The sequence below is a fragment of the Streptomyces sp. BF23-19 genome (genome assembly GCF_041106355.1).
Classification (GTDB): domain Bacteria; phylum Actinomycetota; class Actinomycetes; order Streptomycetales; family Streptomycetaceae; genus Streptomyces; species Streptomyces virginiae_A.
Map to the genome: position 1 here is coordinate 72279 of NZ_JBGBPT010000009.1, position 23133 is coordinate 95411.

The window sequence follows — 23133 nt, forward strand, 5'->3', positions numbered from 1 at the left end:
ACCCGTTTCGGACAGGGATCTCACGGAAGCGCCTTCTCTTTCATGTGATCACATTCCAACTCGGCCTGACAAGTGGCGATTTGGAGATGTAGATCTCTTTCACTCCCCTTGCGATCCGCTTCGGGCGCCGCGGCGCCGGCGCGGTCGCGGGAAGGCGCCGCGCGTGGGGGCGCACAGGGCGGGGAGCCGCCCCGGGGATGTCACCTCGACGCCGTCCGAAGCGTGTCCCGCAGCCGTTCGGGCGAGGTGAACACATGCCCCTGGAGGCCGAGTCGCAGCGCCGCGTACACGTTCTCGGCCCGGTCGTCGACGAAGAGGATCTCCTCGGGCGGCAGTCCGAGCTCGCGGACGCACCACTCGTAGGCGGCGGGTTCGGGCTTGGCGCTGCCGATCCGACAGGAGAGGCCGCGGACCGCGAACCGCTCCAGCCACGGCTGGGTGGCCTCGTAGCGGGCGGCCAGGTCCTCGGGGATGTTGGAGAGCAGGCCGAGCACGACGCCCTGGTCCGCGAGGAGGCCGAGCAGGTCCACGGCCTCTTGGTCGATCTCGCTCCAGCTCGCGAGGTCGGCGGCGATCAGCTCCTCGGTCAGCCGCCGGTCGAGCGGGCTGCCGAGCCGCGCGAACACCGCCTGCCAGTAGCCGGGGCCGGTGACCTCGCCGCGGTCGTAGGGGGGCCGCTCGGACCAGTACGCCACCCAGAAGCGGTCGGGGTCGCCGCCGGCCGTGCGTTCCAGGAGGCTCATGGACTCGGGTGACTGGACACGCGCGATGACACCGAACATGTCGAAGAGGACGGCTTTCATCCTTCGGCTCCTCACATTCTGCGGGTTCAGAGAGGGGTGACGGCGTCGGTACGCTCGGAGTCGCGCGGACCGGACACGCCACCGGGGTCGGGGGCGTTGCGGCGCAGCCACAGGCTCAGCACGCCGCAGACGACGGCGAGCAGGAACAGCAGCAGCGGCACCGTCTTCACGTCCATCGTGTCGATGACGGCGCCCAGCAGGGGCGGGAACGCCACGCCTCCGATCATCGAGGCGGCGATCACGTAGGCACCGGCGGCCCCCACGCCGGGCACGGCGCGGTTGAGCCAGGGCAGGCAGGTCGGGAAGATCGGCGCGATCATCAGGCCGACGCCGAAGTACGCGTACGGGGCGAGGGCCGGGACCGTGGCCAGGAGGAGGAAGCCGGCCATGCCGACGCAGCAGACGAGGAGGATCGACGGCGCGGACCAGCGCAGGCTGATCGGCGCGGCGACGAACCGGCCGACGGTCATGGCGGCCCAGTAGGCGGAGGTGGCGGTCGCGGCGGTGGCGGCGCCGTATCCGACGGCTTCGAGGTGGGTGGGTTCCCAGCCGCCGACGCCGGTCTCGATGGCGACGTGCAGGACGTAGACGCCGATGAACACCGCGATGATCGGAAGCACCCGGGCGCCGCCGGCCGGTGCGCCTTCCGCCGGGGCGGGGGCGGGCTCCCGGGCGACGACCCCGCCGAGGGTGACGAGGATCAGCAGGCTGATCACGCCCGTGCCGAGGAAGATCTCCGGGTAGCTGTCCGCCCCGAGCCAGCCGATCAGGGCGGGGCCGGCGATCGCGCCGATGCCGAAGTGCCCGTTCAGCAGGTTGAGCATGGCGGTGCTGCGGTGGCCGAAGCCGACGGCGAAGAGCTGGTTGAGGCCGTAGTCGATGCCGCCGAAGCCCAGGCCGATGACGAAGGTACCGGCGAGGGCGAGGGCCCAGCTCGGGGAGAAGGCGAAGGCGGCCGCGCCGGCGGCCATCAGCACGTAGGAGCCGCCGAGCAGCACCCGGTTGTTCAGGCGGCCCCGCAGGAGGTGGTAGATCAGCACGCCGAGGAGGGCGCCGATGAAGTGGGCGCTGAGGCTGAGCCCGGCCACGGCCGGACTGATGCCGAACTCGTCGCGCAGGGCCGGGATCGCCGGGCCGTAGAGCGCCTGGAGGGCGCCGATCACGACGAACGCCAGGCAGGAGGCGCCGATCGCGACGGTGGTGAGGAGGGGCTTCCCCCCTTCCGGCAGTTCGGCCTCATGGGTGGCGGTCATGGTTCTCCTCATCGATCACGGCCGAATGAACACGATCAACGTTCACAGCGGCAGGAAGTTCCCACCGTTCCACACAAGCTACACATCGCAGATGTTCGTTTCAACACATGCAATGTTCGAAACGCACATCTCAGCCATCCGTCGCCTCCATCTGTGCTAAAAGCAGACACATGAACGTGATGGAGAGGCACAAGTTCGTCGTGGAGCTGCTCATGCGGCAGAACCGCGCGACGGTGGCCGAGCTGGCCCAGGCCACCGGGGCGTCCGAGATGACCGTCCGCCGGGACCTGGAGGTACTGGAGTCCCGGGGAGCCCTGCGCCGCGTGCGCGGCGGCGCGGTGAGCAGCCTGCCCGGCGGCGTCGAGCCTCCCTACGCGATCCGGGCCATGTCCGAATCGCAGGCCAAGGAGCGGCTCGCGCGCGCCGTGGTCGAACTGCTCACCGACGGCGAGACCGTGGCGCTGGACACGGGTACCACCGCCGTGGCCGTAGCCAAGGCCATGGCGCACCGCCAACTCACCGTCGCCCCCCTCTCACTGCACGCGGCCTTCACCCTGTCCGCGCACCCCGGCATCCAACTGGTGATGCCGGGCGGGCAGGTGCGCCCCGAGGAGCTGTCCTTCTACGGCTCCACACCCGTACAGACCTTCAAGGACCTGTGCTTCGACACGTTCGTCCTGGGGTGTTGCGGGGTCGATCCCGTCCAGGGCGCCACCGCCTACAACCTCGACGACGTCCAGGTGAAGCGGGCGGCGGTCGCCTCGGCGCAGCGCGTGATCCTCGTCGCGACCGCCGACAAGATCGGCCGGGCGGCGCTGGGCCGCATCTGCGCCATGGAGGAGATCGCCCTCGTGGTCACGGACGCCCCCGCGGACTCCCCCGTGATCGAGGTGCTGCGCGACCAGGGGGTCGAGGTGGTCCATCCGGCGGACGACTGAGCCCGGCAACCGGCCCGGGCGGCCCCGGCGCGCGGGGCCGGCCGGTCGTCTGGGATCCATGCGTGGGCACCTTTCCTGCGCGGAGCGCATCCCCGATCGGCGCGCCCCGATCAGCATCGAGGGGCTGACGACCACCCGCCAATGGGCCGCGACCGTCGTCTTACCGCCTGTCAGGAAGACGACAGCAAGGACTTGCTGCAATTTCCAGGTGGGCCCCTACGCGTTCCGGCCATCCCGTCGGGGTGCGCCGTCCGGCGCCGTCCGACCGCCCGGTTCGCCCCGTCCGGCGAATTCCGCACCGGATCAAGGATCTTGCACGGCCCTCCCCTCAAGTCCCGCCCACAAGAAGCATGTCTGATACACGTTCCTGGGGCGGCGGGGCCGCCTCGGAGTCTCCTAGCATCGCGATCGCGACGGATGCGAACGAGAGGGCAGCGAAATGAAACCAGGCGCGCCGAAACGCCCGCAGGACCGTGCTCGACCCCGCGAGCTCACGTCCGAGGAGATGGCCCTCTACCGAGAGTTCGCAGAACACGGGCCCCTCCAGGGCAGCCGGGTGCGCGCCCGGGCGGAACCGGGCGCCATGGCCCGTACCCTCGACGCCCTCGTCTCCAGCGGCCTGGTCCGACAGATCGGCCCCGACTGCTTTGCAGCCACCAACCCCACCGACGTGTCCGCGCGCTTGCTCAAGCGGTGGGAGGAACGCGTCCAGGGCGCCCAGCTCGACCTGCTGCGCATGCGGGGGCAGCTCGCGGAGCTGGCCATCGTGCACGCCGCGCGCCAACGGACCCTGGAGGGGCCGCCGCTGGAGCGGATCGAGTCGGCGGCCGAACTGCGGCGCGTCCTCGACCGGCAGTCCGCCGCGTGCACGCAGGAGGTGCTCTGCGCACAGCCGGGCGGCCCCCTGCCCGAGGACGAGCTGCGCCGTGCCCGCCTCCGGCACCGGGACCTGCTCGCCCGTGGAGTCCCCGTGCGCACGCTGTACCAGCACTCGGCCCGCTTCGACCCGCCGACCGTGCGGTACGAGACGGAACTGGCGGCTCTCGGTGCCGAGGCGAGGACGGTGTCCGGCGGCCTGGCCCGGTGCCTGGTCTTCGACCGCTCCCTGCTCGCCCTCCCGCTCCCGGAAACGGCGGGCGGGGCCCTGCTCGTCCGTAGCCCCGACCTGGTCGCCTTCGTCGCCGAGATGTTCGACCTGCTGTGGGCGACGGGCGAGCCCATCGGCAAACCGCGCGAGAAGGCCTTCATCCAGGACGTCGCCGACCAGGCGAAACGATCCATCCTGCAGCACCTGATGCAGGGCGACGACGACCGCGCCACGGCCCGCGCCCTCGGCATCTCGGTGCGCACCTGCCAGCGCCATGTCTCCGCCATCATGCGTCAGCTCGGCGCGACGAGCCGCTTCCAGCTCGGCTACCTGGCCCACCGGCACGGGCTGCTCGCACCCGACGGCCCGGAGAGCGCCGATGCCGGCGCCCACACCCGCGAGCATGCCCGCGCCGACGCCTCGACATCGATGTCAGGATCCGTGCCCGCACCACCGGCCCCACCCGGCTTGTCGGGGTGCGCCGTGGACCGGAGCACCTGGATCCACCTGTCACGGGATCGCGGTACCGAGGATTTCTCCGAGCGGATCGGGCGTCGTCAAGAGGCGTATTAGTGGGACTTTCGGGACCGTCCGGCTGTCGCGGACAGTGACCTCACGTCGTCGTTGATCGACCGATCCGACTGAGGAGACTGACCACCGCATGGCCACTCACGACCGCGGGCCGCTGCCCCTGACCCCGCCGCAGAACGGCGTCTGGTTCGCACAGCAGCTCGACCCCACCCGTCTCGACTACACCATCGCCGAGTACCTGGAGATCCGCGGGGCGGTGGATCCTGAGCTGCTCGCCGAGGCGGTGCGCACGACGGTGGCCGGAACCGAGACGCTGTGCGTCCGCTTCGCCGAGGTGGACGCGGTGGTGCACCAGATACCCGCCGGTCCGCCTCCGCTGCGGATGGAGACGGTCGACGTCAGCGACCACCCGGACCCGGACGCCGAGTCCGAGCGGCTGATGCGCGCCGAGCTGGCCCGGCCGACGGACCTGGCGTCCGGGGACGTGTGCCGGCACCTCCTGGTGCGGACCGGGCATGCGACGTACCGCTGGATGCAGGGCTACCACCACCTCGTCGCGGACGGGGTCACCGGCTCGATCCTCGCGCGGCGGACCGCGCAGGTGTACTCGGCGCTGGTCGCGGGCGAGCCCGTACCGGTCGCCGACAGCGCGCCGTGGCAGCGGATCGTGGCCGAGCAGGAGGAGTACGCGGGCTCCGAACGATGCGCGGCCGACCGGGAGTTCTGGCGGGCCCGACTGGACGGCGCCCCCGAGCCCGTCTCCTTCACCGGCAGCGTCCCGGCGCCCGCCTCGGGTACGACGGTGCGGGTGAGCGGCGACCTCGACCCCGCCGACGCCCGTACCCTGCGCGAGGCCGCGCGCCGGCACGGCACGCGCTGGTCGGCGCTGGTGATGGCGGCGGCAGCCGCCCATCTGCACCGCGCGGGCGGCACCGAGGACGTGGTCCTGGGTCTGCCGGTCACCGGCCGCACCACCCCGGACGCCCGCCGGACCCCCGGCATGTTCTCCAAGGTGCTGCCGCTGCGGCTCACGGTCACCACGGACACCACGGTCGGCGAACTGCTGCGGAGCACCTCGGTCGGCATCAAGGAGGCCCTGCGCCACCAGCGGTACCGGATCGAGGAGTTCACCGGTACCGGACCCCGGCTGTGGGACGCCGCCGTCAACCTCATGTCCTTCGACTACGAGTTGTCCTTCGCCGGGGCTCCCGCCTCCGCGCACAACCTCTCGGTCGGCCCCGTCGAGCACGTCTCCCTCAACGTCTACGACCGGGGCGGCGACAGCCCGCTGACCGTGCAGGCCGAGGGTGACGCCGCCGACCTCGGTCGGGCCGAACTCGACGCGCTGCGGGTGCGGTTCACCCGCTTCCTGGTCGCGCTCGCCTCGGCCGAGGACGAGGCCCCGGTCGGTTCGCTGCCCTTCCTGACCGCCGAGGACGAGGAGCGGCTCGCCGCCTTCGCCGAGGGCGGCGTCGACGCCGTGCCCGGGGACGCCCCGCTGCACACGCTCTTCGAGCGGGCGGCGGCACGCACCCCCGGGAAGGCCGCCGTGATCTGCGCCGGCCAGGAGGTCACCTACGGGGAACTCGACGCCTGGGCCGAGGACATCGCGGACCGGCTGCGGCCGGCCGTGACACCGGGCACGCCGGTCGGTGTGTGCGTGGAGCGCTCGCCGTCGATGGTCGCGGCCCTGCTCGGCGTCCTGAAGGCGGGCGGCTGCTACGTACCGCTCGACCCCGGCCTGCCGCCCGAGCGCATCGCGTACATCGTGCGCGACGCGGGGCTGCGCACGGTCGTCGCCGGGCCGGGCGGCCGTGACCGGCTGCCGCACGACCTCCCGTCCGTGGTCGACGCGGGCGCGCCGACCGACGCGATCCATGACGTCCGGACGTCCGTACCGGTGCCGGCGGCGTCCGCCGCGTACCTGCTGTACACCTCGGGCAGTACGGGTGAGCCGAAGGGCGTCGTCGTCCCGCACGCGGCGGCCGTCGACTTCGTCCGCGGCCACCTCGCGCTGTGCGGCGCGGGCGACGGCATCGGGACCGGAGGGTCCGGCGGCTCCGGCGGCTCCGGCGGGTCCGGGCGCACGGAGCGGTTCCTCGGGTTCGCCTCGCTGTCCTTCGACGTGTCGGTCCTGGACGTGTTCGGCTCCCTGCTGAGCGGTTCCACCCTGGTCCTCGCCACCGACGCCGAGCGGGTCGACGTCGACCGGCTCCAAGCCCTGCTCGCCGAGCAGGCGGTCACGGTCGCCGACCTGCCGCCGGCGCTCCTGCCGCTGCTGGACCCGGCCGGACTGCCCGCGCTGCGGTTCCTGTCCACGGGCGGCGAGGCCCCGTCGGGGGACGCCGTCGACCGCTGGGCGACGGACGGCCGCGAGGTCTGGAACGCGTACGGGCCCACCGAGGCGGCCGTGTCCGTGACCATGCACCGGGTGGTTCCGCCCTCGCACGGCCGGATCCCGCCGATCGGGCGCCCGATGGTCAACCACCGGGCGTACGTGGTCGACCGGGGGCTGCGGCTGCTGCCGCCGGGAGCGACCGGTGAGCTGTGCGTGGCCGGTGCGGGTCTCGCCCAGGGGTACGCGGGGCGCGCGGCCATGACGGCCGACCGCTTCGTGCCGGACCCCTTCTCCGGGGTGCCCGGCGCCCGGATGTACCGGACGGGTGACCTCGTGCGCTGGTCGGCGCGGGGCGAACTGGAGTTCCTCGGCCGGGTGGACCGCCAGGTCAAGATCAACGGGCACCGGATCGAACTGGGCGAGATCGAGGCGGTGCTCGGCCGGCAGCCCTCGGTGGGGCAGGCCGCGGTCGTGGTGCACGCCCCCGCGGGCGGATCCCGCCGGCTCGTCGCCTTCGTGGCGCCGCCCGGCGACGGCGGCCCGGCGCCCGAACCGGAACTACTGGCTACGGAGTTGGGCCGGGTCCTGCCGGGCTACATGGTGCCCCGCACCTTCGTGGCGGTGGACCGGCTGCCCCTCACCCCGGGCGGCAAGGTCGACCGTGCGCGGCTCCACGTACCCGAGACCGCGACCCGTCCGCAGCACCCCGAGCGGGCGTACGGCGCCACCGAGCAGGCCCTGGCGGAGCTGTTCTCCGAGGCCCTCGGTGTCCCGGCGACCCCGGACGACAACTTCTTCGAGCTCGGCGGCGACAGCATCGCCGCCCTCAGCCTGACCAGCCGGGCGCGGGCGCGGGGCTTTTCCTTCACCCTGCGTGAGGTGTTCGCCCACAAGACCGCGGCCGCCCTCGCCACGGCCGTCGGCGAGCCCGGCCACGTGGCCTCCCCGGCCGCCGGTCCGGCCGTCCCGGAGTGCGGTCCGCTCCCGGCGACGCCGGTCATGCGCTGGCTGTTGGACGGGCCGGGCCCCATCGGCCGGTTCAGCCAGTCCATGGTGCTGACCCTGCCCGAGGGCACGGACGACGCGACGCTCGTACGGGTCCTGCAGTCGGTCGTGGACCGGCACGGGGCGCTGCGGCTCGGCGTGACCGCCGGCCCGGAGGGTCGGCCGTGCACGGTCGGCGAGCCCGGTTCGGTCGACGTGTCCCGGCTGTACCGCAACGTCGACGTGGCCGGATCGGACGGGCCCGCCCGTGCCGCGATCATGGCGGAGGCGGCCCGGGAGGCGGCCGGTCGACTGGACCCCGCGGCCTCGGCGATGCTGCGGGCGGTCCGCTTCGACACCGGTGGGGCGGCGCCGGACCGGCTGCTGCTGTGCGTGCACCACCTGGCCGTGGACGGGGTGTCCTGGCGGATCCTGACGGCCGACCTGGCCGCGGCCTGGGAGGCCGCCGTCGCCGGGCGTCCGCTGCCGGCCGCGGACGGGGAGGTCTCGTTCCGCGCGTGGGCCCACCACCTCGAACTCCAGGCGCGTTCCCCGGAGGTGCAGGCCGAGCTCCCCTTCTGGCGCTCGACGCTGGAGACCCCCGCGGACGTCCCGGACGCGCGGGAGCCGTGGCAGCGGATCCCCGACCCCGTGCGGGACACCGCCGGCACCACGCGCACGCTGACGCTCGGCCTGCCCGCCGAGGTCGCCGGCCCGCTGCTGGCCGGGGTGCCCGGCGCGCTGCGCACCGGCCCGGCCGAGGTGCTGCTCGCGGGGCTGGTCCTCGCGGCGCACCGGCTGCGCTCCCCCGGCACCGTCCCGGGGTCGCTGCTGGTCGACCTGGAGGGCCACGGCCGCGTCGACCGCACCGGCCGTCACGACCTGGCGCGCACCGTGGGCTGGTTCACCACCCAGTACCCGGTCCGGTTCGACCTGGACGGCCTCGACCTGGACGCGGCGGCCCGGGGCGGCGACGCCCTCGCCGAGCTGGTCGGGCGGATCCACACGACGGTCGCCTCCGTACCCGACCACGGCACGGGCTTCGGCCTGCTGAGCCGGCTCGATCCGCGGACCGCCGCGGAACTGTCCGGGCTCCCGCGCCCCCGGATCCTGTTCAACTACCTGGGCAGGTTCGCCGGCGGCGCCGAAACGCCGTGGAACCCCGCCCCCGAGGCGGGCGGGCTGCGGGCCGACGTGGATCCGGCGATGCCCGTCGAACACGCCCTGCAGATCGACGCCATGGCCGTGGACGGCGCCGACGGCCCCGCCTTCACCGCGGTCGTCACCCATCCCGCGGCCCTGCTGACCGACGCCGAGGCGGACGCCCTGGTGGCGGCCTGGGGCGAGGCGCTGCGCCTGCTGGCCGCCTGGACGGGCACCCCCCGACCGCGCCGCCTCACCCCCCGTGACCTGCCGCTGGTCCGGCTGACGCAGCCGGAGACGGACGCCCTGGCCGCCCGCCACGCCGGGCTCTGCGACGTGCTGCCGCTCTCGCCGCTCCAGGAGGGGCTCTTCTTCCACTCCGCCTTCGACACGGGCGCGATGGACGCCTACACCGGTCAGATCGTCCTCACCCTGGACGGCCGCCTGGACGAGGACACCCTGCGGATGTCCTGCGACCGGCTGCTGCGCCGCCACACCGCGCTGCGCTCCGGCTTCACCGACCAGGGTCTGGACCGGCCGGTGCAGATCGTCGTCGAGTCCGTCGCGGCGCCGTGGGAGGCCGTGGACCTCGGCGGGCTCGGGTCCGCGGAGCGCCTGCGGGAGTGGGAGCGGCTGCTCGCGGCCGACCGGGCCCGCCGCTTCGACCTGGAGCGGCCGCCGCTGGTGCGCTTCACCCTGGTCCGGTTCGGCGCGGGCGAGCACCGGCTGGTCATGACCAACCACCACATCGTCTGGGACGGCTGGTCCTCGGCGGTGCTGCTGCGCGAACTGCTGACCGGATACGCCGAGCACGCCGCACACGCCGGGTCCGGCGGTCCGGGCGAGCCCGGCCCGGTCGCGGAAGGGGTCCCGTACCGCTCGCACCTGGACTGGATGGCCCGCCAGGACGACGGCGCCGCCGAGGCCGCGTGGAGCGCTGCGCTGGCCGGGCTGGAGGAGCCGACCCTGCTGGGCGCGGCCGACCCGAACCGGATCGACGCGCTGCCCGAGCGGGCCCCGGTGGAGCTGTCGGCGGAGCTGACGGCTCGGCTCACCGCGCGGGCCCGTACCGCGGGCGTGACCCTCAACAGCGTGGTCCAGGGCGTCTGGGCGGTCCTGCTGGGTCGGGTGACCGGGCGGGACGACGTGGTGTTCGGCGGGACCGTCTCCGGGCGGACCGCTGACGTCGCGGGCATCGAGGACATGGTCGGACTGCTGATCAACACCCTGCCCGTGCGGTTCCGGATCCGGGAGGACGAGCCGCTGCTGGCCGCGCTCGCCCGGTTCCAGGACGAGCAGGCGGAGCTGATGGACCACCAGCACGTCGGGCTCGCCGGCATCCAGCGGGCGGCCGGGTTGGGCGCCCTCTTCGACACCACGGTCGTCGTCGAGAACTATCCGCTCGACCTGGAGTCGATGCGGGACCTGGCCGGCGGACCGCGGCTGACCGGGGTGGAGGGCTCGGACGCCACCCACTACACCGTCAACCTCATCGTGCTGCCCGGGGAGCGGCTGCGGCTGCACCTCGACCACCGTACGGACGTCCTCGACACGCGGACGGCGCGCAGCCTGGGCGAGGCGCTGGAGCGGCTGCTGACGGCCGTCGCCGACGCCCCCGACACCCCGGTCGGGGAGGTGGACCTGCTGTCCGCGGAGCAGCACCGGCTGATCCGGGAGTGGAACGCCACCGCCGTACCCGTCCCCGACACCACGCTGGTGGAGCTGTTCGAGCGGCAGGTGGCCCGGACGCCGGGCGCCCCGGCGACCGTCTTCCGGGGCGAGTGCCTCTCGTACGCCGAACTCGACGCCCGTGCCGAGCGGCTGGCCGGGGCCCTGCGCGCCCGGGGCGCCGGTCCGGAGGAGATCGTCGCGGTCGCCCTGCACCGCTCCACCGAGATGGTGGTCTCGCTGCTGGCCGTGCTGAAGTCGGGGGCGGCCTACCTTCCGGTGGACCCCTCGCTGCCGGCGGACCGGATCGCGTACCTGCTGTCCGACGCCGGGCCGGTCCTGCTGCTCGCGGACGACGAGGTGGCGGCGGCGCTGCCCGCCGCGGCGGACCTGCCCCGGCTGGATCCGGGGGCCGTCCACGACGGGGACACCGCCACGGTGGGGCAGGCACCGCTGCCCGCGCACCCCGCGTACGTGATCTACACGTCCGGTTCGACGGGGCGGCCCAAGGCCGTGGTCGTGGAGCACTCGGCCATCGTCAACCGGCTGCTGTGGATGCAGGACCGGTACCGGCTGGGCGCGGACGACCGGGTGCTCCAGAAGACCCCGTTCGGCTTCGACGTGTCGGTGTGGGAGTTCTTCTGGCCGCTGATCACCGGCGCGGCCCTGGTGGTCGCCGAGCCCGGCGGGCACAAGGATCCCGCCTACCTCACCCGGGTGATCCAGGAGGAGGCGGTGACCACCGTCCACTTCGTCCCGTCCATGCTGGCGGCGTTCGTGGAGGACCCCGGGGCGGGCCGCTGCCGGTCGCTGCGGCGGGTCGTGTGCAGTGGCGAGGCCCTGCCCGAGGAGCTGAAGAACCGGTTCCTCGATGTGCTCGACGTGCCCCTGCACAATCTGTACGGGCCCACGGAGGCGGCCGTCGACGTCACGCACTGGGACTGCCGCCGCGAGGACACCGGCCCCGTGCCGATCGGCCGGCCCATCTGGAACACCGCGCTGTACGTGCTCGACCCGCGGGGCCGGCCCGTCCCGGTGGGGGTCGCGGGCGAGCTGTTCCTGGCGGGCGCGGGCCTGGCCCGCGGGTACCTGCGGCGCCCGGCGCTGACCGCGGAACGCTTCCCGTCGGCCCCGTTCGGCCCGCCGGGCTCGCGCATGTACCGCACCGGTGACCTGGCCCGCCATCGGGCCGACGGCTCGGTGGAGTACCTGGGCCGCACCGACGACCAGGTCAAGATCCACGGCTTCCGGATCGAACTCGGCGAGATCGAGACGGCGCTGGGCCGCCTCGACGGCGTCGGCCGGGCCGCGGTCGTCGTCCGCGAGGACGTCCCTGGCGAGCGCAGGCTCGTCGGGTACGTCGTCCCGGAGGCCGGGACGGACCCGGCCCCGGACACCGAGCCGATGCGCGCCGAACTGGCCCGCTCCCTGCCGGAGTACATGGTGCCGGTGCTGGTCGTCGTGGACGGGCTGCCCGTCACGCCGAACGGCAAGCTCGACCGCAGGGCGCTCCCGGCGCCCGCCGCGGCGGCCGCCGCCACCGCGTACGAACCGCCGGCCGGGGAGACCGAGGAACTGGTCGCCATGGTGTGGGCCTCCGTACTGGACGCACCGCGGATCGGCCGCCACGACGACTTCTTCGCCCTCGGGGGGCACTCGCTGAGCGCCACCCGGGTGGCGGCCCGGCTGCGCCAGTCCCTCGGCCTGGACCTGCCCCTGCACACCCTCTTCGAACAGCGGACCGTCGCCGCGCTCGCCATCGCCGTCGAGACGGTGCTGCTGGCCGAACTGGAGGCCGAACCGGCCCCGTTCACCGCCACCGACGACACCGTTCCTTCACTCGTACTTCAGGGAGAGACCTCGTGACCACCCAGGAGAGCCTGCCGGCCGCCGGCACGGACAGCCGCCTGGCCGCCGCCCGCGAACTGCTGCGCCGCCGTGTGCGCGCCGCGCTGGACGACACGGCGGCCGGTCCGGCCACCGTGACGGCACCGGTCCCCGCTCCGGCCGCCGACGGGCCGGACACCGAGCCCGTCGCCTCGTTCGCTCAGGAGCGGATGTGGCTGGTGGACCGGATGACGGACGGCACCCCCGGCTACGCGATCCCCGAGGTCGTGCGGCTGCGCGGCCCCGTCCACCCGGAGCCGCTGCGCCGCGCCCTGACCGCCGTCGTGGCCCGTCACGCACCGCTGCGCACCGTCTTCGAGGAGCGCGACGGCGCCCCGCACCCGGTGGTCCTGCCCGCCCCGGCGGCCGTTCCGCTGCCGCTGCTGGACCTGGGCGGCGCCCCCCTCGCCGAACTGGAGGAGCGGGCCCACGCCCTGGCCCGGGAGGAGGTCCGCAGACCCTTCGACCTCGCGTCCGGCCCGCTGCTGCGCGCCCTGCTGATCCGCCTCGGCGCCGAGGACCACCTGCTGGTGCTGGTGGTCCACCACATCGCCACCGACGGCTGGTCCATGGGCCTGCTCTGGCAGGAACTGTCCGAGGGCTACGCGGCCCTGCTCGCACGGCGGCCCCTCCCCCGGGCCCCGCTCCCCCTGGACTACCAGGCGTACGCCCGTACCCAGCGCGACCGGTTCGCGAGCGGCGCGATGAACGGCCCGCTGCGCTGGTGGGAGGAGCGCCTCGCGGGGCTGGAACCCCTCGAACTGCCCGCGGACCGACCCCGGCCCACCCGTCGCAGCGGCGACGGCGCGAGCCTGGAGTTCACCCTCGACACACAGCTCACCACGCGGCTGCGCCGGATCGCCGAGGGCGCGGGCGCCACCCTCTTCATGACGCTCCTGGCCGGCTTCCAGGCCGCCCTGGCCCGCTACGCCGGCACCACGGACATCGCCGTCGGCACCCCGGTCGCCGGACGCGACCGGGTGGAACTGGAGCCCCTCATCGGGTTCTTCGTCAACACGGTGGTGCTGCGCGCCGACCTGTCCGGCGAGGTCGGGTTCCGTGAGCTGCTCGGCCGGGTCCGCCGGGCGACGGTGGACGCCTACGACCACCAGGAGGTGCCCTTCGACCGGCTGGTGGAGCACCTGAATCCCGAGCGGGTCGGCGACCGCAACCCCCTCGTGCAGGTGATGTTCGCGTCGGCCCAGGACGAGACGGCGGGGCTGCGGCTGCCGGGCCTGGACGCGCGGGCCGTGCGGACCGACTTCGGCGGCTCGCTCTTCGACCTGAGCGTCTTCGTTTCCGAGGGCGCCGAGACCTGCTCCGGCTCGCTCGTCTTCGACACCGACCTGTTCGACCGGGCCACGGCCGAACTCGTCCTCGGCCACTACCTGGAGCTGCTGGCCTCCGCCGCCGAGGAGCCCGACCGTCCCGTGGCCGAGCTGCTGCCCTGCGCCCCGACCGCGGCCCGGCTCGCGGCCGAGGGCCACGGCACGGTCCGCCCGGACCTGGCCCCGGCCTCCCTGGTGGAGCTGTTCGCCGAGCAGGTCCGGCGCACCCCCGGCGCCGAGGCCGTGGTCTGCGGCGGCGACCGCCTCAGCTTCGCCGAACTCGACTCCCGCTCCGACCTGCTGGCGGCCCGGCTGACCGCCGCCGGGGTGGAGCGCGAGTCCCCGGTCGCCCTGCTGATGGAGCGCTCGGTCCACCTCCCCGTGGCGATCCTGGCCGTCCTGAAGGCCGGCGGTCTCTACGTCCCGCTCGGCGAGGGGTTCCCGGTCGCCCGGCTGCACTGGATGCTGGAGCGGACCGGCGCCCGCCTGCTGCTCGCCGATCCGGCGACGGCCGGCCACGAGGCGGCCCGTACCTCGCCGGTGCCGGTGCTCGACGTGACGGCCCCGGCGGACGGGGCTCCGGCCGCCGCGGCGGTCGCGTACCCGCCGTGCTCGCCGGACCAGTTGGCGTACGTGATGTACACCTCCGGTTCCACGGGAGAGCCGAAGGGCATCGGCGTCACCCACGCCAATGTCGCGGCGCTCGCCCGTGACACCGCCTTCGGCGCCGCGCACCGGCGGGTGCTGGCCCACTCCCCGCTGTCGTTCGACGCCTCGACGTACGAGCTGTGGGCGCCGCTGCTGTCCGGCGGGCTGGTGGTCATGGCGCCGCCCGGCCGGGTGGACACCGCCGCCCTGGCCCGGCTGGTGGAGGAGCACCGGATCACCTCGATGTTCCTCACGGCCGCCCTGTTCAACCTGGTGGTCGAGGAGTGCGTGGAGCTGCTGACGCGGGTGCGGGAGGTATGGACGGGCGGCGAGGCCGCCTCCCCGCACTCCTTCGCCCGGGCCCTGGAGCAGGCCCCGGACACCGTGCTGGTCAACGTCTACGGGCCCACCGAGACCACCACCTTCGCCACGCGACACCGGCTGGACCCCCGCGCCGGCGCCGTCGTGGACGGCCGGGTCCCCATCGGCACCGCCCTGGACGACACCCGCCTCTACGTGCTGGACGAGCGCGGCCGCCCGGTGCCGCAGGGCGCCGTCGGCGAACTGTGCGTCGGTGGTACCGGCGTGGCCCGCGGCTACCTGGGCCGGCCCGGCCTCACCGCGCGGCAGTTCACCCCCGACCCCTACGGAGCGCCGGGCGCCCGGATGTACCGGACGGGCGACCTGGCCCGGCGGCGCCCCGACGGCACCGTCGACTACCTGGGCCGCGGCGACCAGCAGGTCAAGATCCGCGGCCACCGGATCGAGCCGGGCGAGATCGAGGCCGAGCTGGCCCGCAGTCCGCGGGTCGGGCACGCCGCGGTGGTGGTCCGCGAGGACACCCCCGGTGAGCAGCGTCTGGTCGCCTACGTGGTGCCCTCGGAGGGCCGGGTGGCGGAGCCGGCCGAGCTGCAACGGGCGCTCGCCGCACGGTTGCCCGCGTACATGCTGCCCTCGGCGATCGTCCCGCTCGTGGCGCTGCCGGTGACGCCGAACGGCAAGCTGGACCGGCGCGCGCTGCCCGCGCCCCCCGAGGAGGGGGTGCTCCGGGCCGAGTTCGCGGCGCCGGCGACCGCGACCGAGGAGCTCGCCGCGGCCGTGTGGGGCGAGGTGCTGAGCACCGGACGGATCGGCCGCCACGACGACTTCTTCGCCCTCGGCGGCCACTCCCTGCGAGCCACCCGCGTCGTGTCGCGGCTCGGCGCCCGCCTGGGTACGGGCGTGCCGCTGCGGCTGCTGTTCGAGCACCCGACGCTGGAACGGTTCGCGTCGGCGCTGGACGCCCTGCGCGGCGACGGCCCCGGCACCACCGCGCCGGCGACCCCCGTCACCGCGATCGGCGCCCGGCCGGCCGGGGAGCCCGCGCCGCTGTCGTTCGCGCAGCAGCGGCTGTGGTTCCTGGACCAGCTCCAGCCCGGCCGGCCCGACTACAACATCCCCGTCGCGGCCCGGCTGCGGGGCGCGCTGGACGCGGACGCGTTGGCCGCCGCGCTGTGCGCGGTGGTGACCCGGCACGAGGTGCTGCGCTCGCGGATCGCCGAGGGTCCGGGAGGCCCCGTACAGGTCGTGGAGGCGCCGGAGGTCTTCGTACCCGTCCGCACCGACCTGGGGGACCTGCCGCGCGAGGAGGCCCGTTCGCGGGCGCTGGGCCTGGCCCACGCGGATGCCGCCGCCCCCTTCGACCTGGGCTCGGCGCCCCTGTTGCGGGCGCGCGTGGTGCGGGTCGCCGACGACGAACACCTCCTCGTCCTGGTCCTGCACCACACCGTCGGCGACGGCTGGTCGATGCCGGTGCTGTGGCGGGAGCTGTCCGCGTCCTACGCGGCCCTGCGCCGCGGCGAGCGTCCCGTGCTGCCGGAACTGCCCGTCCAGTACGGGGACTTCGCGTACTGGCAGCAGCGCCGGCTGGCGGACGGCGAGGCCGACGCGGGCATCGCCCACTGGCGGGCGGCCCTCGGCGGACTCCCGGCCCTGGAGCTGCCCACCGACCGGCCGCGGCCGCAGGTGCGTTCCGGCGCGGGCGACGCCTTCGTCTTCGAGGTCCCGGCCGAGCTCGCCGAGCGGCTCGGCGCGCTGGCCCGGGAGCGCGGCGCCACCCTGTTCATGGTGTTGCTGGCCGGTTTCCAGGCGCTGCTGGCCCGGTACACGGGCCAGGCCGACATCGCGGTGGGCTCGCCCATCGCGGGCCGCGACCGCACCGAACTGGAGCCGCTCGTCGGCTTCTTCGTCAACACCCTCGTGCTGCGCACCGACCTGTCCGGCGACCCGGCCTTCGGCGAGCTGCTGGGCCGGGTGCGCCGGACCGCGCTGGCCGCGTACGAGCACCAGGACGTGCCCTTCGACCGGCTGGTGGAGGAGCTGCGGCCGGAGCGCGACCTCAGCCGCAACCCGCTCTTCGACGTGCTGTTCCAGCTCCATCCCGAGCAGCTCGACGCCCTGCCGCTGGACGGGGTGGAGGTCGAGAGCCTCGACACCTCCAACGGGACGGCCAAGTTCGACCTCAGTCTCGCGATGACCGAGCACCCCGGCGGTCTGACCGGCACCGTCCAGTACGCGACGGACCTCTTCGACCGGGCCACCGTCGAGCGGTTCGGCGCGCATTACCTGCGGCTGCTGGCCGGGGCCGTCGAGACCCCCGAGGCGCCGCTGTCCCGGCTGGACGTCCTGTCCCCGCAGGAGCACGCCGCCCTGCTCGGGGAGGATCCGGGCCCGCGGACGGACGGGCCGGCGGCCCGGACCCTGCCCTCCCTGGTGGCGGAACAGGCCCGGCTGCGGCCGGACGCCCCGGCCGTGACCTGCGAGGACCGCACCATCAGTTACGGCGAGCTCGACGCGGCCGCCAACCGGCTGGCCCATCGTCTGCGCGAGCTCGGCACCGGCCCCGAGACCCGGGTGGCCGTGCTGGCCGGCCGCGACCCGCGCATGCTCGTGTGCGTCCTCGCGGTGCTGAAGGCCGGCGGCGCCTACGTGCCGCTCGACGCGGGACACCCGGCCGAGCGGGTCCGTACGGTCCTCGCCGACAGCGGCGCCCACCTGGTGCTGACCGCGGGCCTGCCCGCCGGACCGGCCGCGGACCTGACCGGCGACGTACCGGTCCTGGACCTGGACGCCGAACAGCACCTGGTCGACGCGCTGCCCGCGACGGAACCGGACGCGCCCGCCGCCCCCGCGCACCTCGCCTATCTGCTGTACACCTCCGGCTCCACCGGCCGGCCCAAGGGCGTGGCCGTCACGCACGCGGCGATCACCGGCTACCTGGCGGCGCTGACCGCCACCTTCGGGCTCGGCCCCGAGGACGCGGTGCTCGCCCGTACCGCGCTGACCTTCGACCCGTCGGTACGTGACCTGTTCGCCCCGCTGACCACCGGCGGGCGGATCGTGCTGGCCTCGCAGGACGAGGCCGGGGACCCGGACGCGCTGGCCCGACTGCTGCACGGCGAGGGTGTGACGGCGCTGCTGTCGATCGTCCCGTCGATGCTGGAGCCGCTGGTCGCCGCCGTCGGCGAACCCGCGGCGGCGCTGCGGCTGGTCATGACCACCGGTGAGGCGCTGACGCCCGGACTGGCCCGCGCGGCGCACACCCTGGGCGTGCCCGGCAGGCTGCGGCTGGTCAACCAGTACGGTCCGACGGAGTGCACCAACACCACCACGTACCACGTGGTGACGGACGCCGACATCGAGGCGGGCCGCATCCCCATCGGGCGGCCGCTGCCCGGCGCCCGGGTCCTCGTGCTCGGCGAGCACCTCGAACCGCTGCCCCGGGGCGCGATCGGAGAGCTGTTCATCGCCGGACGCGGGGTGGCCCGCGGCTACCTCGGCGACCCGGCCCGCACCGCCGAGGCCTACCCGCCGGACCCGTACGGGCCGCCCGGCGCGCGCATGTACCGCACCGGTGACCTGGCGCGGCTGCGGGCCGACGGGGTGCTGGAGTTCCACGGCCGTCGCGACAACCAGGTCAAGGTCCGGGGCCACCGGATCGAACTCGGCGAGGTCGAGGCCGCGTTGCTGCGTCACCCGGACGTGGCCCGGGCGGTGGCCGCCGCGCACGGCGAGGGCGCCGACCGGCTGCTCGCCGGGTACGTGGTGTGGCGGGACGGCGGCGGTGATCCGGCCGCCGTGCTGGACTTCGTCCGCGCGTCCCTGCCGGCCGCGATGGTGCCGTCCGCGCTGGTGGTGCTGGACGCGCTGCCGCTGACCCCGAACGGGAAGACCGACCGCAGGGCGCTGCCCGCGCCGGAGCCCGGCTCGGGCGGCGGGCAGCGGGCGCACGTCGCCCCGCGCACCCCGCTGGAGCGGACGGTCGTCGAGGTCTGGGAGGAGGTGCTCCGCGAGGGCCCGATCGGGGTCCGTGACCACTTCTTCGAGCGCGGCGGGCACTCCCTGCGCGCCACCCGGGTCATCTCCCGGCTGCGCGCCCTGCTGGACCGGGACATCCCGATGCAGCTGATCTTCCGCCACCCGGTGGCCGAGGACCTGGCCCGGGCGCTGGCCTCCCCCGTCGCGGCGGACGCGACGGGAGCGGCGATCCCCGCGCTGCCCGAGGGGCCCGGCCCGCTGTCCTTCGGGCAGCAGCGGCTGTGGCTGCTGGACCGGCTCCAGCCGGGCCGACCCGACTACAACATGCCCGGTGCCGTACGGCTGACCGGCGAGCTCGACACCGCCGCCGCCCTGGGGGCGCTGACGGACGTCGTCGCCCGGCACGCGGTGCTGCGCTCCCGGATCGAGGAGACCGGGGAAGGCGGCGCCGAGGGGGCCTTCGGGGCCCGCGTCGTGCCCGGTCCGGCCTCGATGTTCGCCCCCGACCTCACCGACCTGTCGGAGCTGGGCGCGGCGGCCGAGGAACGGGCGCGGGAGCTGGCGGGGCACGACGCCGCGCTGCCCTTCGACCTGACGGCCGCGGGCCCGCTGCGGGCCCGGCTGGTGCGGATCGCGGCGCGGGAGCACCTGCTGGTGATCGTCGCCCACCACATCGCCTTCGACGGCTGGTCGGTGGGGGTGTTCTGGCGGGAGTTCTTCGCCGCCTACCGGGCCCGCACCGTCGCAGGCGCCGAACCGCTGCCGGAACTCGCCGTCTCCTACCGGGACTTCGCCTCCTGGCAGCGCGACCGCCTCGGCGACGACGCCCTGGCGGACACGCTGGGCTACTGGCGCGGGCGGCTCGGCGGGCTCGCCCCGCTGGACCTGCCCACCGACCGGCCCCGGCCGGCCGCCCCGGCCGGGCGCGGCGAGCAGTTCCCCTTCGTCCTGCCCGAACCGCTGCTGCGGGGGCTGCGCGCCCTCGGGCGGCGGCACGACGCCACCCTGTTCATGGTGTTGCTGGCGGGCTTCCAGGCCCTGCTGGCCCGCTGGTCGGGCGGTGAGGACGTGGCGGTGGGCTCCCCCATCGCCGGCCGCGACCGCACCGAACTGGAGCCTCTCATCGGCTTCTTCGTCAACAACCTGGTGCTGCGCACCGACCTGTCCGGCGACCCGGCCTTCGGCGAACTGCTGGACCGGGCCAGGGAGACGGCCTTGGGGGCGTACGCCCACCAGGAGGTGCCGTTCGAGCGTCTGGTGGAGGAGGTGCGGCCGGAGCGCGACCTGAGCCGCAACCCGTTGTTCCAGGTGATGCTGGTGCTCGACGAGGAGGCCGCCGCGCCGCCCGCGCCGGCCGGCCTGGACGTCGAGCCGCTCTCGCTGGCCAGCGGTGCCTCGAAGTTCGACCTGTCCCTGTACTTCGTCGAGGAGGAAGGCGTGCTGCGCGGCGAGGCCGTGTTCGCCACCGACCTCTTCGACCGGGCGACCGTCGAGCGCATGACCTCGGCGCTGACCGAGCTGCTCTCGGCCGCGGTGGCCGACCCCACCACCCCGCTGGGCGCCCTGCCCCTGATGGGTCCGGCCGAGGAACGCCGGATCCTGGGTGAGGGCATCGGCTCCGCCGAGCCGGCCGCCGACCGGCCGCTGCCCGTGCTCGTCGGCGAGCAGGCCTGCCGTACGCCGGAGGCCGTCGCGGTGGACGACGGCGAACGGAGCCTGACGTACGCCGGGTTGTGGGAGGTCTCGGGCCGGCTGGCCCGGGAGCTGGCCCGCCTCGGTGTCGGCCCGGAGGCCGCGGTGGCGGTCTGTGCGGAGCGCTCCGTGCTGCTGCCCGCGGCGCTGCTGGGCGTGCTGCGCTCCGGCGGCATGTACGTGCCCGTGGACCCCGGCTATCCGGCCGACCGGATCGGCTACATGCTCGCGGACAGCGGCGCCCGGGTGCTGGTGGTGTCGGGGCTGTCCGACGCCGCGCAGACCCCGGACGGGGTCGCCGTGGTGGATCTCGACGCCCTGGCCGGGGAGGACGGGAGCGCGCCGGCCGACCTCGGGTCCGTGTCACCGGATCCGGAGGCGGAGCCGGAGCAGTCGGCGTACGCCCTGTACACGTCGGGCTCGACGGGACGCCCGAAGGGGGTGACCGTCCCGCATCGGGCGCTGGCCAACTTCACCCGGGACATGGTGCGCAGGCTGGAGCTGACGGCCGGGGACACGGTCGCGGCCGTCACCACGGCCTCCTTCGACATCGCCGTGCTGGAGCTGCTGGTCCCGCTGGTGTGCGGGGCGACCGTACGGGTCGTGGACCGCGAGACCGCCCGGGACGGCACCCTGCTCGCCAAGGAGCTGGACGCGGCGCCGGTCACGGTCGTCCAGGCCACCCCGGCCACCTGGCACCAGCTGATGGAGTCGGGCTGGCAGGCGCCGCACGTACGGGCGCTGTGCGGCGGCGAGGCGCTGCCGTCGGCCCTGGCCGAGCGGATGCGCACGGCGCTGGGCACCGTCTGGAACGTGTACGGGCCGACGGAGACCACCGTCTGGTCCACGGCGCACCGGCTGTCCGGTCCCGTCGGCGAGCGGCCGGTGCCGATCGGCACGGCGCTCGCCAACACCCGGCTGCACGTGCTGGACGCGACCCTGCGCCCGGTGCCGGTGGGCGTGTTCGGCGAGCTCTACATCGGCGGTGCCGGGGTGGCCCGCGGCTACCACGGCCGGCCGGGGCTCACGGCGGACCGGTTCGTGCCCGATCCGTACGCGGCGGGCGGCCGGCTGTACCGCACCGGTGACCTCGTACGCCGGCTCGCGGACGGCACCTTGGAGTACCGGGGCCGGGCGGACGGCCAGGTGAAGGTGCGCGGCCACCGCATGGAGCTCGGCGAGATCGAGTCCGCGCTGGCCCGCCACCCGCGGGTGCTGGCGGCGGCGGTGGCCGTCCACGGCACGGGGGTGGACGCCGTCCTGGCCGGTTACGTGACCTGGCGGGACGAGGCGGGCGACGTGCGGGAACTCGGCGAGTTCCTGCGCCAGGACCTCCCCGAGTACATGGTCCCGGCCGTCCTCACCGCGCTGGACCGGCTGCCTCTCACCCCGAACGGCAAGCTCGACCGCAAGGCGCTGCCCGCGCCTTCGGTGGACGCGGTACGCGGCGACGGCGCGGGGCGGATCGCCCCGCGCGACACGACCGAGCTGCGGATGGCGCGGCTGTGGGAGCAGACGCTGGGGACGGCCCCGATCGGCGTGCGCGACGACTTCTTCGCGCTCGGCGGCCACTCGCTCAAGGCGTTCGCCCTGATGGCGGCCGTGCGCCGGGAGTTCGGGGTGGAGCTGCCGCTTAACCTGGTGTTCCGTCGGCGCACGGTGGAGCTTTTGTGCGAGGCGCTGCCGGACGCGGGGGCGGCCGCGGCCAACCTGCTGGTCCCGCTGGCCGACGGGGACCCGTCCCGGCCGCCGCTGGTCCTCGTCCACCCGCGGGGCGGCGACGTCGTCTGCTACCGGGACCTGGTGCGGGACCTGTCCGCCCGCCCCGGGGGCGACCGGCGGATCCTCGGCCTGGAGTCGGTGGGCTACAACACCGGTGAGACGCCGCTGGAGCGGGTGCCCGAGATGGCCGAGCGCTACCTGGCCGCCCTGCGCGAGGAGCAGCCGCACGGCCCGTACCTGCTGGCCGGCTGGTCGTTCGGCGGGACGGTGGCCTACGAGATGGCCGCCCGGCTGGAGGCCGCCGGCGAGGAGGTCGCCTTCCTCGGCCTGATCGACGCGGCCGCGCCGGGGACGACCCCCGGGAGCCGGTCCGCCACGGCGGCCGGGCCGGGCGATCCGGACCTGCTGCGGTACGGCATCGCCGCCGGGATCGACGCCGGCTCGGCGCGCGAACTGGACGAGGAGGAACTGCTCGACGTCCTGGTGCGCCGGGGCCGCGAGGAGGGCACCCTCCCCCGTACCTCCCCCACGGAGGCCCTGCGCAGACTGCTGCGGGTCGCCGAGGCGAACGGAGCGGCCTCCGCCGCCTACCGCACCGACGCCGTCGTCACCGTCGGCCTGCACCTCTTCACGGTCGACGAACGGCACCCGGAGCTCGCGACCCCGCTGGTGGACCCGGCGGCCTGGCGGCCGCGCACCGCGGGCGCCGTCCTGCGGGCCGCGGTCCCGGGCAACCACCACGACCTGGTGGACCCCCCGCACTGCGCCGCCCTGGCGGAGCTGCTGGCCGCCGCCCTGCCCTCCTGACCCGCTCC

At 74.9% G+C, this 23133-nt stretch carries 6 protein-coding genes; 4 read left to right on the forward strand and 2 right to left on the reverse strand.

Annotated elements, in window-relative coordinates; all coding sequences use genetic code 11:
• Window positions 1–200: 200 nt before the first annotated feature.
• Entirely contained in the window at window positions 201–803 is a 603-nt protein-coding gene (locus tag AB8A24_RS07920) for an HAD family hydrolase (protein WP_369475219.1), read from the reverse strand.
• 26 nt (window positions 804–829) lie between these two features.
• Window positions 830–2056 carry a sugar MFS transporter gene (locus AB8A24_RS07925; protein ID WP_369475220.1) on the reverse strand — a complete coding sequence of 409 codons (1227 nt, stop codon included), beginning with the start codon at window positions 2054–2056 and terminating at the stop codon, window positions 830–832.
• Window positions 2057–2226: 170 nt separating this feature from the next.
• Here AB8A24_RS07925 and AB8A24_RS07930 point away from each other — a divergent pair, with 170 nt between their 5' ends.
• From AB8A24_RS07930 to AB8A24_RS07945, 4 genes are all read left to right on the forward strand, one after another.
• Window positions 2227–2994, forward strand: coding sequence for a DeoR/GlpR family DNA-binding transcription regulator (locus AB8A24_RS07930; RefSeq protein ID WP_369475221.1), 768 nt, complete (start codon window positions 2227–2229; stop codon window positions 2992–2994).
• Window positions 2995–3499: 505 nt separating this feature from the next.
• A complete protein-coding gene (locus AB8A24_RS07935) occupies window positions 3500–4654 on the forward strand; it encodes a LuxR C-terminal-related transcriptional regulator (protein WP_369475222.1) in 1155 nt (384 codons plus the stop codon).
• Window positions 4655–4742: 88 nt separating this feature from the next.
• Window positions 4743–12611, forward strand: coding sequence for an amino acid adenylation domain-containing protein (locus AB8A24_RS07940; protein ID WP_369475223.1), 7869 nt, complete (start codon window positions 4743–4745; stop codon window positions 12609–12611).
• A complete protein-coding gene (locus AB8A24_RS07945; protein WP_369475224.1) occupies window positions 12608–23125 on the forward strand; it encodes an amino acid adenylation domain-containing protein in 10518 nt (3505 codons plus the stop codon). The genes AB8A24_RS07940 and AB8A24_RS07945 overlap by 4 nt, the downstream gene beginning before the upstream one ends.
• Window positions 23126–23133: the final 8 nt, after the last annotated feature.

Bases quoted from the DNA above. Each gene is read 5' to 3' on its own strand.
- AB8A24_RS07920 (WP_369475219.1), bottom strand. From the start codon at position 803: ATGAAAGCCGTCCTCTTCGACATGTTCGGTGTCATCGCGCGTGTCCAG.
- AB8A24_RS07925 (WP_369475220.1), bottom strand. From the start codon at position 2,056: ATGACCGCCACCCATGAGGCCGAACTGCCGGAAGGGGGGAAGCCCCTC.
- AB8A24_RS07930 (WP_369475221.1), top strand. From the start codon at position 2,227: ATGAACGTGATGGAGAGGCACAAGTTCGTCGTGGAGCTGCTCATGCGG.
- AB8A24_RS07935 (WP_369475222.1), top strand. From the start codon at position 3,500: ATGGCCCTCTACCGAGAGTTCGCAGAACACGGGCCCCTCCAGGGCAGC.
- AB8A24_RS07940 (WP_369475223.1), top strand. From the start codon at position 4,743: ATGGCCACTCACGACCGCGGGCCGCTGCCCCTGACCCCGCCGCAGAAC.